13 protein-coding genes are annotated in these 12588 nt (G+C 61.8%); 11 read left to right on the top strand and 2 right to left on the bottom strand.

Annotated features, from left to right (window positions below):
• The first annotated feature begins 105 nt into the window (after positions 1-105).
• From rsfS to lipA, 10 genes are all read left to right on the top strand, one after another.
• The gene (gene rsfS / locus MRK42_RS05075) at positions 106-441 is read left to right on the top strand and encodes a ribosome silencing factor (RefSeq protein ID WP_026456714.1); all 336 of its coding nucleotides are present in this window, start codon (positions 106-108) and stop codon (positions 439-441) included.
• A gap of 5 nt (positions 442-446) precedes the next feature.
• Positions 447-914: a 23S rRNA (pseudouridine(1915)-N(3))-methyltransferase RlmH gene (gene rlmH, locus MRK42_RS05070; RefSeq protein ID WP_026456715.1), complete on the top strand. Its 468-nt coding sequence runs from the start codon at positions 447-449 to the stop codon at positions 912-914.
• Positions 915-1017: 103 nt separating this feature from the next.
• Complete coding sequence (gene mrdA / locus MRK42_RS05065) at positions 1018-2940, top strand: penicillin-binding protein 2 (RefSeq protein WP_042072339.1); 1923 nt, start codon at positions 1018-1020, stop codon at positions 2938-2940.
• Complete coding sequence (gene rodA, locus MRK42_RS05060) at positions 2933-4036, top strand: rod shape-determining protein RodA (RefSeq protein WP_042025730.1); 1104 nt, start codon at positions 2933-2935, stop codon at positions 4034-4036. Before mrdA ends, rodA begins: the two co-directional genes overlap by 8 nt.
• On the top strand, positions 4036-5034 hold the full coding sequence (gene mltB / locus MRK42_RS05055) for a lytic murein transglycosylase B (protein WP_201940459.1): 999 nt from the start codon (positions 4036-4038) through the stop codon (positions 5032-5034). The genes rodA and mltB overlap by 1 nt, the downstream gene beginning before the upstream one ends.
• Positions 4976-5887: a septal ring lytic transglycosylase RlpA family protein gene (locus MRK42_RS05050; RefSeq protein WP_201940461.1), complete on the top strand. Its 912-nt coding sequence runs from the start codon at positions 4976-4978 to the stop codon at positions 5885-5887. Before mltB ends, MRK42_RS05050 begins: the two co-directional genes overlap by 59 nt.
• Positions 5888-6069: 182 nt before the next feature.
• On the top strand, positions 6070-7260 hold the full coding sequence (locus MRK42_RS05045; protein WP_042072343.1) for a D-alanyl-D-alanine carboxypeptidase family protein: 1191 nt from the start codon (positions 6070-6072) through the stop codon (positions 7258-7260).
• Positions 7261-7530: 270 nt separating this feature from the next.
• Positions 7531-7794: a DUF493 family protein YbeD gene (gene ybeD / locus MRK42_RS05040; RefSeq protein ID WP_026457356.1), complete on the top strand. Its 264-nt coding sequence runs from the start codon at positions 7531-7533 to the stop codon at positions 7792-7794.
• 62 nt (positions 7795-7856) lie between these two features.
• Positions 7857-8534: a lipoyl(octanoyl) transferase LipB gene (lipB, locus tag MRK42_RS05035; RefSeq protein WP_026457355.1), complete on the top strand. Its 678-nt coding sequence runs from the start codon at positions 7857-7859 to the stop codon at positions 8532-8534.
• A complete protein-coding gene (lipA, locus tag MRK42_RS05030; RefSeq protein ID WP_042025734.1) occupies positions 8531-9496 on the top strand; it encodes a lipoyl synthase in 966 nt (321 codons plus the stop codon). The genes lipB and lipA overlap by 4 nt, the downstream gene beginning before the upstream one ends.
• Before the next feature lie 62 nt (positions 9497-9558).
• Here the strand turns inward: lipA and MRK42_RS05025 are convergent, their stop codons facing one another.
• Both MRK42_RS05025 and MRK42_RS05020 read right to left on the bottom strand, forming a co-directional pair.
• Positions 9559-10122, bottom strand: a complete 564-nt coding sequence (locus MRK42_RS05025; RefSeq protein ID WP_042072344.1) for an NUDIX domain-containing protein — start codon at positions 10120-10122, stop codon at positions 9559-9561.
• A 4-nt stretch (positions 10123-10126) separates the two neighbouring features.
• Entirely contained in the window at positions 10127-10912 is a 786-nt protein-coding gene (locus MRK42_RS05020; RefSeq protein ID WP_234924495.1) for a DUF2989 domain-containing protein, read from the bottom strand.
• A gap of 212 nt (positions 10913-11124) precedes the next feature.
• On the opposite strand from MRK42_RS05020, the gene MRK42_RS05015 reads away from it, so the two are divergent.
• Complete coding sequence (locus MRK42_RS05015; protein WP_201940473.1) at positions 11125-12558, top strand: glyceraldehyde-3-phosphate dehydrogenase; 1434 nt, start codon at positions 11125-11127, stop codon at positions 12556-12558.
• The last annotated feature ends 30 nt before the right edge of the window (positions 12559-12588 follow it).

The following is a 12588-nucleotide window of genomic DNA, read 5'->3' as shown; positions in this document are numbered from 1 at the left end:
ACCCTGTCGTAATCCCGTCTCAGCCCAATGGGGAAACGGGATTGACCATGATATAATCCGCCGCCCTCACGCCGTACGAGCGCGCCGGAATACAGGAGAGACTCATTGCAAGGCCAAGAACTGCACGCCTTTATCATCGACAAGATCGATGACATGAAAGGCCGCGATATCATCACCATCGATGTGCGCGGCAAATCCAGCATCACTGATACCATGATCATCTGCTCTGGCAACTCCAACCGTCACGTTTGCGCCATCGCCAGTCATCTGGCCAGCGAAGCCCGCCATGCCGGACTCGATCTGCTGAGCGTGGAAGGCCAGCTGAGCGGCGAATGGGTTCTGGTAGACATGGGGTCGGTGATCGTGCACGTGATGCAGGACGAATATCGCGACTTCTACCAACTGGAAAAACTGTGGGGCGGCGCCCCGATCCAGGCGTAAAGACCATGAAGATCCAGTTGATTGCGGTGGGCACCAAGATGCCTGCCTGGGTAGAACATGGCTTCGAAGAGTACCGTCGCCGTTTCCCGAAAGACATGCCGTTCGAGCTGGTGGAAATTGGCGCCGGCAAGCGCGGCAAGAATGCCGACATTCCCCGCATCCTGCAAAAAGAGGGGGAGGCCATGCTGGCGGCCGCCGGTCGCTCGCGCATCGTCACCCTGGATATTCCGGGCAAGCCCTGGACCACGGAGCAGTTGGCCAGCCAACTCGAGGCATGGAAGCTGGACGGCCGTGACGTGGCCCTGCTGGTCGGCGGGCCCGAGGGATTGTCGCCCGAATGCAAGGCCGCGGCTGAGCAGAGCTGGTCCCTGTCACCGCTGACTCTGCCCCACCCGCTGGTGCGAGTTCTTGTAGCCGAGAGCCTCTACCGGGCCTGGAGCATCACCACCAATCACCCGTATCACAGGGAGTGATCCATGATGTCGTGGCCGATCGTCCCTGCTGCATTTGCGTACCACAGAGAGTGAACCATGCCGTTCTTGCTGTTATTGCCCCCCATGGAGTTGAGGTAGAGGCATGCTGAAACAACGCATCGAGATGCGCGATCACAGTGCCGAGGGCAATCTGTTCTTCCGGCGCACCCTGGTAGCCTACATCGGCATCATAGTGCTGATGCTGGTGCTGCTGGGCAATCTCTATTACCTGCAGGTCGAGTCCTACGACACCTATCAGACCCGCTCCAATGACAACCGGATCCGGGTCGTGCCGGTGGCGCCGCCCCGCGGCCTCATTTATGACGCCAACGGCGTGTTGCTGGCGGAGAACCGTCCCGTCTACAGCCTGGAAATCGTGCCGGAAGAGACCAAGGATCTGGCGAAGACCGCCGACGACCTCATCGCCCTGCTGAAGCTGCCGGAGGGAACCAAGGAGAAGTTCCTGGCCGAGGTGAAACGTCAGCGCCGCTTCAAGCCGGTGGCGCTGTACGAGAAGCTGACCGAGTATCAGGTCGCCCTCTTCTCGGTCAACCAGCACAACTACCCGGGCGCCAGCATCGAGGCCTACCTCAAGCGCTACTACCCGTTTGGCGATACCCTCACCCATGCCCTCGGCTATGTGGCCAAGATCAACACCCGCGACGTGGAACGCCTCGAAAAGGAAGAGAAGCTCGCCAACTATGCCGCCACCAAGGACATCGGCAAGCAGGGGGTGGAGAAGTACTACGAGGACGATCTGCACGGGGTGGCCGGCTATCAGGAAGTCGAGGTCAATAACCGCGGCCGGGTGGTGCGCACCCTCAAGTTCCAGCCGCCGATCCCGGGCAAGGACATCTACCTCAACATCGACATCCGGATGCAACTCAAGGCCCAGCAGCTGCTGGGAGGCCAGCGGGGGGCCATCGTCATGATGGACCCTTCCACCGGTGCCATCATCGCCATGGAGTCGAGCCCGAGCTATGACCCCAACCTGTTCGTGACCGGCATCTCCAGCGCCAACTACTCGGCGCTGCTCAACGATCCGGCCCGTCCCCTGGTAAACCGTACCACCCAGGGCATCTATGCCCCCGCCTCCACCGTCAAGCCCATGATGGCGGTGATGGGGCTCAACGAAGGGGCCATCACCCCCAACTATCGCTACTTCGGCGGCCCCAGCTTCTCCATTCCGGGCACCACCAAGAAGTTTCGCGACTGGCGCCGCTGGGGCCATGGCTGGCTCGACGTCTACCGCGCCATCGAGGTGTCGGCGGATACCTACTTCTACGATCTCGCCTACCGGGTCGGCATCGACAAGATCCACGACTACATGACCAAGTTCGGCTTCGGCCGCTACAGTGGCGTCGATCTCTATGAAGAGACCAAGGGTGTCATGCCGTCCCGCGACTGGAAGATGGCGCGCTGGCGCCAGCCCTGGTATCAGGGTGACACCATCTCCGTCGGCATTGGTCAGGGCTACTGGAGCGCTACGCCAATCCAGCTGGCCAAGGCGATCAGCATCCTGACCCAGAACGGCCACGACGTGACACCTCACCTGTTGAAGCGCCTGACTTCAGCCACAGGTAACGAAGACGCCCCGGTCAACCAGAAGATGGCTCTGCAGGTGAAAAACGACAGCTACTGGAAAGTGGCCCAGGACGGCATGTGGCGCGTCAACCATGGCCGCGAAGGCAGTGGTCGCCTCTCGTTTGCCAAAGCCCCCTACTCCTCTGGTGGCAAGTCGGGTACCGCCCAGGTGGTCGGTCTCAAGGAGAACCAGGTCTATAACATCAAAACCGTCAAGGCCGAGCACCGCGACAACGCGCTGTTCGTCGCCTATGCGCCGTTTGAAGCGCCCAAGGCGGTAGTCGCCCTGGTGCTGGAGAACTCGATTGGTGGCGGCGGTGGTCGAGCCGGTGCGCCTATCGCACGCCAGATGCTGGATGCCTATCTGCTGCCGCCCGACCCCCAGCTGCCGCCGGCGCCTGTCAAGCAGTCCCAATCTGAAGAGGTCGCCCCTCATGAGTAATTCTGCCCGCCAGCAGAGCATCTGGTACAAGCTGCATATCGACCTGCCGCTGTTTCTCGGCCTGCTGGCCGTGATGGCCCTCTCCATGGTGGTGCTCTACTCCGCCTCCGGTCAGGACATGGACTCCATCGTGCGCCAGTTGGTGCGCGGCGGGATCGCCTTCGCCCTGATGATCGCCATGGCCCAGCTGCCCCCTTCCCTCTATGCCCGCTGGTCGGTGCCGCTGTTTGTGGTGGTGGTGCTGTTGCTCATCGCGGTGGACGTGTTCGGCCATATCGGCAAGGGAGCCCAGCGCTGGCTGGATCTCGGCTTTATGAAGTTCCAGCCCTCCGAGGTGATGAAGCTCTCCATGCCCATCATGGTGGCCGCCTGGCTCAGCCGCCACTCGCTGCCCCCCAAGCTCAGCCACGTGGCGATCGCCTTGGTCATGGTGCTGTTGCCGACCCTGCTGATCGCCGCCCAGCCCGATCTCGGTACCTCCATCCTGGTGGCCGCCTCCGGTTTCTTCGTCATCTTCCTGGCGGGACTGAGCTGGTGGCTGATCGGGCTGGCGGTGGTGATGGCGCTGGCCTTCATGCCGGTGCTCTGGTTCTTCCTGATGCACGAATACCAGCGCCAGCGGGTACTGATGCTGCTCGACCCGGAAAAAGATCCCCTCGGGCGTGGCTATCACATCATCCAGTCCAAGATCGCCATCGGCTCCGGCGGCGTCTTCGGCAAGGGGTGGCTGCAGGGCACCCAGTCCCAGCTCGAATTTCTGCCCGAACGCCACACCGACTTTATCTTCGCGGTATTCAGCGAGGAGTTCGGCCTGGTGGGAGTCGCCCTGCTGCTGGTGCTCTACCTCTATGTCATCAGCCGCTGCCTGTTTATCTCGATGCAGGCCCAGAGCAGCTTCGAGCGTCTGCTTGGCGGCGCCCTGACCCTCACCTTCTTCGTCTATGTATTCGTCAACATGGGCATGGTGAGCGGCATACTGCCGGTGGTGGGGGTACCTCTGCCGCTGGTGAGCTATGGTGGCACCTCCATGGTGACCCTGATGGCCGGTTTTGGCATACTGATGTCAATTCAGACTCATAGAAGGCTACTCGCCTGATGAGGTGGGGTTGGGCACTGCTCTCCCTCTGGGCCATTGCGGCCCAGGCCGGTGTGCCGCAGGAGCGTCTGGCGCAGCTCGCCGAGCAGCAACAGGTACCGCTGGCGGCGCTGCAGGCCGCCGCCAAGGAGGCCAGGCTGCGCCAGGAGGTGCTCGACACCATCAACCGTCCCTGGGAGGCCAAGCCTTGGTATCGCTACCGGCCGCTGTTCGTGACTCAGGAGCGGATTGCCGACGGACTGCGCTTCTGGCAACGCCATGCAGCCACCCTGAGCCGGGCCGAGCAGACCTACAAGGTGCCTGCGGCGCTCATCGTGGCCATCATAGGGGTCGAGACCTTCTATGGCCGTCAGATGGGGCGTCATCCGGTGCTGGACAGTCTCTATACCCTGGGTTTTCACTATCCGGCGCGGGCCGACTTCTTCGCCAAGGAGTTTGCCCAGCTGGTGCTGCTGGCCCGGGAAGAGGGTTGGCCGCTGGCGCGCCTCAAGGGCTCCTACGCCGGGGCCATGGGGATGGGGCAGTTCATGCCCTCCAGCTATCGTCACTACGGCGTCGATTTCGACGGTGACGGTAAACGGGATCTGTTTGCCAATCCGGCCGATGCCATCGGCAGCGTGGCCAACTACTTTGCCGAACATCAGTGGCGCTGGGGCGAGTCGGTGGTCGAACCGGCCCAGACCGGTTTGCTGGCGATCGAGCCCCTGCTGAGATCCGAGCCCGAGCTGACACAACAGTGGGCGGAACTGGCGGCGGCAGGCATCGAGCTTGCCACCCCGCCGGCCCCGCAGACGCCGGTCAAGTTGCTGGCGTTCGAACAAGCCGATGGACCGGAATACTGGGTCGCACGGCATAATTTTTATGTGATCACCCGCTACAATCGCAGCCCCCTTTATGCGATGGCGGTGTATCAACTTAGCCAAGCCATTCAGGAAGCGTATGCAACTTCGTCACAAACTCCTCCCGCTCAGCCTGAGCTTGTTGCTGGCCGCCTGTAGCAGCCAGCCGGAACAGAGCGCCTCGGTCGAACCGCAAGCACCGGTCAGCAAACCGCCCGTTATCGAGATACCGCAAGCCACCGGCGCCATTCCGCGCCCCGAGCCCCTGAGTACCAGCGGCAACCGGAACTACTGGATTGGCAAGCAGAAATACGAGGTATGGCGCGACATCAAGCACTACACCGAGGAGGGCACCGCCAGCTGGCTGGCCAAGGATCTGGACGGCAACAAGACCGCCAACGGCGACGTGCTGGACAGCAAGCTGTTCAGCGCCGCCCACCGCAACCTGCCAATCCCGAGCTATGTGCGGGTCACCAATCTGGACAACGGCCTCGAGACCATAGTGCGGGTCAATGACCGCGGTCCATTTGACAGCAGCCGCCTCATCGACCTCTCCTACGCCGCCGCCGAGCAGCTGGACATGGTCCACACTGGCGAGGCCCGGGTGCGGCTTGAACTCATCAGCGACACGCCGGATCAGCGGGTGATCATGGAGCCGATGGCCCCGATGATGCCGGCCGAGACACCGGCAGATAGCCAGGTTGCCCCCTCGCCCAAGCCGGCCACACCGGCCAGCAGCGCCAGCAAGCCGGTTGCGGCCAAACAGGCTCAGCCCCAGGCGACCAGTGGTCAGGGTCAGGGCAAGATGATCCAGGTGCTGGCCAGCGGCTCCCGGGAGCGAGCCGAGGCGATGGGCAAGGTAATGACCCAGCGCTACGGCGTGCCCTACCGGATTGACACCCATGGCGCCATCTTCCGGGTGCTGATAGGCCCGATCCCGGCCGACCAACAGCTCGGCACACTGGAAAAAGTTCGCCAGGGTGGACTGGAACAGGCATTCATCGTGCCCTGATCCCCTCCAGATTGTGGGTCTATCTGCCGTAAAACCCGCTCATCACGTCGCTTTGTGGCGTGGTGAACGGGGCCGATGGATAAAAAACCAGAGTTGATCGCCACGTCGGACTATGACCGGCGGGTGCATCTGGTATAGTTAGGCCCGCATTCATTTCCCATCTGGCTCGCAGGAATTTCAAGATGTCCAAATTTGCCCGTTCCGTTATTCTGGCCTCTCTGATAAGCGCCACCGCTCAGGCCAACACGCCTGTCCCTACGCCGAACGCCAACCCTGTGGTCGTTCCCGCCGCGCCGGAAATCTCCGCCAAGGCCCATATTCTGATCGATTACTACTCCGGTCAGGTGCTGGCCGAGCAGAACGCCGAAGAGCGTCTGCCGCCCGCCAGTCTGACCAAGATGATGACCTCCTACATCATTGGCCAGGAGTTGGCCAAGGGAAACATCAAGCGCACCGACATGGTGACCATCAGCCAGAACGCCTGGTCCAAGAACTACGCCGACTCCTCCAAGATGTTCATCGAGGTGGGCAAACAGGTCTCCGTTGATGATCTCAACAAGGGCATCATCATCCAGTCCGGCAACGACGCCTGCGTCGCCATGGCCGAATTCCTGGCGGGCAGCACCGACTCCTTCGCCAGCCTGATGAACAGCTGGGCAGCCAAGCTCGGCATGAATGACAGCCACTTCGTGAACCCCCACGGTCTGGATGCGGAAGGTCACTACAGTACCGCCCATGACATGGCCCGTCTGGGTCAGGCGCTGATCCGCGATCTGCCGGAGGAGTACAAGATCTACTCCCAGAAGTCCTTCGTCTTCAACGGCATCACCCAGCACAACCGCAACCGCCTGCTGTGGGACCAGTCCCTGCAGGTGGATGGCATCAAGACCGGTCACGTCAGCCAGGTGGGCTACAACCTGGTCTCCTCCGCCACCAACAATGAAGGCATGCGCCTGATCGCCGTGGTGCTGGGTGCCAACAGCGAAGCCACCCGCGCCGCCGAGAGCAAGAAGCTGCTCACCTACGGTTTCCGTTTCTTCCAGAGCCTGACCCCGTACAAGGCTGGCACCGAGCTGGTCACCCAGAAGATCTGGATGGGCGACAAGCCTGAAGTGAAACTGGGTGTCGACCAGGATGTCTCCGTGCTGGTGACCCGCGGTCAGGGCAACAACCTCAAAGCTGACTTCCAGCTCGACAGCGAGCTCAAAGCTCCACTGGCCAAGGGTCAGCGAGTCGGTACCGTGTTCCTCAAGCAGGGCGACAAGGAGATCAAGCAGGTTCCGCTGGTTGCCCTGGAAGAGGTGCAGGAAGGCGGTCTGATGAGCCGTCTGTGGGACTATCTGGTACTGCTGGTTTCCAGCTGGTTCAAGTAACAGAGACGCACAATCCTCACCCAGCAGCGGCGCCAACAGGCGCCGCTGCTGTCTCTGGCCGTCAGGGCAGTGAATAACCCTGCAAACTGCAGGTTCCGCCACACCCCGATTTGTGGTAAAAAGCAGCACTCCCATTCTTGTCTGACCGCTCCGGGCCTTGATCCTGGCCAGGATCGTGCCCATATAGACAGCAATGGCGGCCCCAAGGGGCCACCGGCAACTAGCCATCCAAGATGAAGTCGTCCCCGTGACGATGCAAAAGGTGAGTAAATGAATACCAAGTTTGATGAACTGCTGGAGTTTCCCTGCAAATTCCCGTTCAAGGTGCTCGGCGTCGCCGATCCGGCGCTGCCGGACATGGTGGTGGAAGTGCTGCAGCAGCACGCCCCCGGCACCTACAGCCCGACCGTCCAGCCCAGCTCCAAGGGTAACTATCACTCGGTTCGAGTGACTGTCACCGCCCAGAGCAAGGAGCACATCGAGGCGATGTATACCGCCCTCGGCAAGATCGAGCTGGTGAAATACGTACTGTAACGTCTCTCTCGCCCCGTTCTGCGGGGCGACTGTTTTTGGCAGCAGCCAGCCGTGAGGAAGCCATGTCATCCCGGATCCCCGCCCAGCCCACGCTTATCGTCAGACATCTGGGCCGTCGCCCCTACCAGCCGGTATGGGACGCCATGAAAGCCTTCACCGACAGCCGCACCGGCGAGACCCCGGACGAGTTCTGGGTGGTGGAGCACGATCCCGTCTACACCCAGGGGCAAGCCGGCAAGGCCGAACATCTGCTGAACCCGGGCAATATCCCGGTGGTACAGAGCGATCGCGGCGGCCAGATCACCTATCATGGTCCCGGCCAGCTGGTGCTCTATGTGCTGGTGGATGTGCGCCGCTGCAAGCTGACGGTGCGCGAACTGGTCACCGCGCTGGAGACCGCCATCATCAATACCCTCGCGAAAAGCGACATCACGGCCTATGCCAAGGCGGACGCCCCCGGTGTCTATGTGAAAAACGAACTGGGCATGGAGGCCAAGCTGGCCTCCCTCGGCCTGCGCATTCGCAAGGGGTGCTCGTTTCACGGGCTGGCCCTCAACATCAACATGGACATGACCCCCTTCCTGCACATCAATCCGTGCGGCTACGCGGGCATGGCCATGACCCAGACCAGCGCCCTGGGCGGCCCGCAAAGCGTGGCCGAGGCGCAATCCATTCTGGTGGCCGAACTGGCCAGCCTGATTGGCTATCAGACAATAACAAACACCGAGAGTGAATCATGAGCAAACCCGTTCGTATGGAGCCGGGCGTCAAGCTGCGCGATGGCGACAAGATGGCCCTGATCCCGGTGAAATTCATGCCGGATCCCAACGAAGAACTCCTTCGCAAGCCGGATTGGATGCGGATCAAACTGCCCCCCTCCAGCCAGAAGATCGAGCACATCAAGAGCACCCTGCGCAAGAACAAGCTGCACTCGGTCTGTGAAGAGGCCTCCTGCCCCAACCTGGCGGAGTGCTTCAACCACGGCACGGCGACCTTCATGATCATGGGCGCCATATGCACCCGCCGCTGCCCCTTCTGCGACGTGGCCCACGGCCGTCCGCTCCCGCTGGATCCGGAAGAGCCGAAGAAGCTGGCGCTCACCATCAAGGAGATGAACCTCAAGTACGTGGTGATCACCTCGGTGGACCGCGACGATCTGCGCGACGGCGGTGCCCAGCACTTTGCCGACTGCATCAAGCAGATCCGCGAGCACAGCCCGCAGACCCGCATCGAGATCCTGACCCCGGATTTCCGCGGTCGCATGGAGCAGGCCCTCGAGGTGTTCCGCGAGACCCCGCCGGACGTCTTCAACCACAACCTGGAAACCGCCCCGCGCATGTACCGGGTGGCCCGTCCGGGCGCCGACTACAAGTGGTCGCTGGAGCTGCTGCGCCGCATCAAGGAGATGCACCCGCACGTACCGACCAAGTCCGGTCTGATGATGGGTCTTGGCGAAACCAACGAAGAGATAGTCGAGGTGCTCAAGGATCTGCGCGAGCACGGCGTCAACATGCTGACTCTGGGCCAGTATCTGCAGCCGAGCCGCCACCACCTGCCGGTGAAGCGCTACGTGCCGCCCGCAGAGTTCGACGAGCTGAAAGACGTGGCGATGGAGCTCGGCTTCAGCCACGCCGCCTGCGGTCCCTTCGTGCGTTCCTCCTATCACGCCGATCTGCAGGCCAAGGGCGAAGAGGTCAAGTAACCTCATCCCCTGCCATCAAAAAGAGCGCCACAAGGCGCTCTTTTTATATCCGCTTCTCGACATTACCACTCATCGAACACGCCGCGCTGCCACCAGCGCTGCAGCTGGGCCAGCACCCGGGTCTCGCGCACAGTCCACTGCGGACAGGGGCCCGCCAGCTGGGTCTTGTTGGTCTGCAGCGCCTCTTCGATGGCGATCCAGCCGGGTACGAAACCGAGCCGTATCTCGTAGGGCTGGGGCTGCGGGGCCACCAGCGTCTCCCCGATCCGGCAGAGGTAATAGAGGGAGCGTATGCAATAGGCATCGACCCCCTGCTCCCGGGCCGGCCGGTACTCGCGGGTCTCGCCGAGCAGGGCACCCACCTCCAGCAGCTCGGCGCCACACTCCTCTCGCAGTTCGCGGGCCAGCGCCGCGGCATGGCTCTCACCTGCCTCGACGCCACCGCCCGGAAACATGAAGTCGCCATTGACCCGGGAGTGCACCAGCAGCAGTTCGTCATCTCGCGCCACCACGGCGCGCACCGTCAGGCGCTCCAGGGTGCTGCCATCGGTCGGCACCTGGCCGTGGACAAAGTCGATGGCAAAGGGGTCGGGCCAACAGGAAGTCTGTGTCTGTAACGTCATCATTGTCTCAAGGCCGGTAGTTGCCTTGCCGGATCTGCTCGACCAGCTCGGCGGCCCGCTTGTCGTAGGCTTCGAGATCGGTCTTGCTCAGGGTGTGATAGATGCCAAAGCGCGCGGTGGAGACCTCGGGAGAGCCTTTGAACGATTCACTCACCTTGCCCCAGAGGTAGGCCTGCCCATACTGCTTCTGACCCATGTAGAGGGTGCTGAGGGAGGTCAGCAGGCGGCTGTTGACCGTGTCCCCCTGCCGGTAGAGGGAGAGACCGTGCTGCAGGGTGTCGATCGCCTTGGCCGGATCGCTCTTGGCATAGATGCCCCCCAGCGCCAGCTGCAACTCGGGCTCCTCGAGCACCGACTTGCCCTCGAGCGCCATGAACTGCTGGCGAGCCAGCTCGTTGGTGTTGTTGGTCCAGTGCCAAAGCAGCAGGTAGGGATCCTGGGAGTTGCGGGTCGCCACATCCAGCTGGGCCAGCTGTTCGCCGGCGGCCAGCATGCCTTCCACCCGCGGACTCTTGAGCTCCTTGGCATTCTTGTATTCGATGTTGGTGGAGCGCTCTGCGCACTTGAGGTAACGCTCAAGGTTGCGAATCAGCTCGTATTTGCGGCGATCCGTCTCCTCCTCCTTGAGGTAGAAACGGCTGCGGATGATGTCGGTACGCTCGTAGCGGCACCAGCCATCGTCCACCAAGTCCTGACACAACTCGGGATGGTTGTTGCAAATGTTGTGCAGCCGATCGTCATTGCAGCCTGCGGCGGCAAACATGATCGGGAGCAGGATGAGTGTTGGGCGCATAGGCAGATCTGTCATGACTCACATCTGGTTAATTACAATAGGAGCCTGATGCGGCCACCCTCGGCTAGCAAACCGGTTACATATCCATTACAATGCGCGCGCCACTCAAGGCCGCGACTGCAGAATAATATAACGAAATATACACCCCTACAGTGATCTGCATTCGACGATTTTCTATTTGCACCAACAACGTGAAATAAAGGATCTGGTTAATGACCCACGAGCACTACTTGCAAGCGTGGCAGGAGAGCCAGGAGCTCGCCGAAGCCATGCAACCCCTGATTGGTCGTCTCTATCGCCAGCAAGGGGTCGAGATCACCGTCTACGGACGCCCGCTGCAAAACGCCTCCACCATCGATATCCTCAAGGCCCACAGGGTCGTACGCCGCCACCAGGGCGCCCCCCTCCCCATCCAACAGAGCTTTCCCCTGCTGCAGGCCATCCTGGCCCTGAAACCGACCGTTGCCGAGATCGATCTGGGTAAACTGGCCGTCGGTTACTGGCAGGAACATCAGGATGAGGCGGGCATCGAGGACTATCTGCAAGCCAAACTGGCACCGGCCCTGGGCCGTGGTGAGGTTCCCCAGCCGACTGATGTAGTGCTCTACGGTTTTGGTCGCATCGGCCGCCTGCTGGCCCGCCTGCTGATCGAGCGTACCGGCGCCGCCAACTCCCTGCGCCTGCGCGCAATCGTGGTACGCGGCGGTCGTGACGGAGATCTGGAAAAACGCGCCAGCCTGCTGCGCCGCGACTCCGTCCACGGCCCCTTCAACGGTTCCATCGAAGTGGACGTGGAGCGCAGTGCCATCATCGCCAACGGCACCTACATCCAGGTGATCTACGCCAATAGCCCGGCCGATATCGATTACACCACTTACGGCATCCAGAATGCCCTGATCATCGACAATACCGGCGTCTGGCGCGACGAGGCAGGCCTCAGTGAACATCTCAAGGCGCGCGGCGCCGGCAAGGTGCTGCTGACCGCTCCCGGCAAGGGCGAGATGAAGAACGTGGTATTCGGGGTCAACCATGAGGTGATCACCCCGGAAGATCGCATCATCTCCGCCGCCTCCTGCACCACCAACGCCATCACCCCTGTGCTCAAGGTGATGCAGGAGAAATACGGCATTCGTCACGGCCACGTCGAGACGGTGCACTCCTACACCAACGATCAGAACCTGATCGACAACTATCACAAGGGCGAGCGCCGCGGTCGCAGTGCAGCCCTCAACATGGTGATGACCAGCACGGGTGCCGCCAAGGCCGTGGCCAAGGCGCTGCCCGAACTCAAGGGCAAGCTCACCGGCAACGCCATCCGGGTGCCGACTCCCAACGTGTCGCTCGCCATCATCAACTTGTCCCTGGAGCAGGCCACCGATCGGGAGAGCCTCAACGCCTATCTGCAACAGATGTCGCTGAGCTCGGCCCTGCATCGCCAGATTGACTTCAGTGCCAGCACCGAGCTGGTCTCCTCCGACATGGTGGGTTCCCGCTTCGCCGGCATCGTGGACTCCCAGGCCACCATCGCCGAAGGGGATCACTGCGTGCTCTACGTGTGGTATGACAACGAGTTCGGATACAGTTGTCAGGTAGTGCGGGTGATGGAGCAGATGGCTGGCGTAGTCCGTCAGGATCTACCTGCATAACCCGCCAGGATCTGCCCGCCCAAGCCCGGG

This window comes from Aeromonas sp. 19NY04SH05-1, assembly GCF_040581895.1.
Classification (GTDB): Bacteria; Pseudomonadota; Gammaproteobacteria; order Enterobacterales; family Aeromonadaceae; genus Aeromonas; species Aeromonas enteropelogenes.
The sequence above is the reverse complement of the archived record's forward strand: the minus strand, read 5'-3'. Positions and strand labels throughout refer to the sequence as shown.

Coding starts and splice junctions, on each gene's coding strand:
- rlmH (WP_026456715.1), top strand. CDS start 447: ATGAAGATCCAGTTGATTGCGGTGGGCACCAAGATGCCTGCCTGGGTA.
- mrdA (WP_042072339.1), top strand. CDS start 1,018: ATGCTGAAACAACGCATCGAGATGCGCGATCACAGTGCCGAGGGCAAT.
- rodA (WP_042025730.1), top strand. CDS start 2,933: ATGAGTAATTCTGCCCGCCAGCAGAGCATCTGGTACAAGCTGCATATC.
- mltB (WP_201940459.1), top strand. CDS start 4,036: ATGAGGTGGGGTTGGGCACTGCTCTCCCTCTGGGCCATTGCGGCCCAG.
- MRK42_RS05050 (WP_201940461.1), top strand. CDS start 4,976: ATGCAACTTCGTCACAAACTCCTCCCGCTCAGCCTGAGCTTGTTGCTG.
- MRK42_RS05045 (WP_042072343.1), top strand. CDS start 6,070: ATGTCCAAATTTGCCCGTTCCGTTATTCTGGCCTCTCTGATAAGCGCC.
- ybeD (WP_026457356.1), top strand. CDS start 7,531: ATGAATACCAAGTTTGATGAACTGCTGGAGTTTCCCTGCAAATTCCCG.
- lipB (WP_026457355.1), top strand. CDS start 7,857: ATGTCATCCCGGATCCCCGCCCAGCCCACGCTTATCGTCAGACATCTG.
- lipA (WP_042025734.1), top strand. CDS start 8,531: ATGAGCAAACCCGTTCGTATGGAGCCGGGCGTCAAGCTGCGCGATGGC.
- MRK42_RS05025 (WP_042072344.1), bottom strand. CDS start 10,122: ATGATGACGTTACAGACACAGACTTCCTGTTGGCCCGACCCCTTTGCC.
- MRK42_RS05020 (WP_234924495.1), bottom strand. CDS start 10,912: ATGCGCCCAACACTCATCCTGCTCCCGATCATGTTTGCCGCCGCAGGC.
- MRK42_RS05015 (WP_201940473.1), top strand. CDS start 11,125: ATGACCCACGAGCACTACTTGCAAGCGTGGCAGGAGAGCCAGGAGCTC.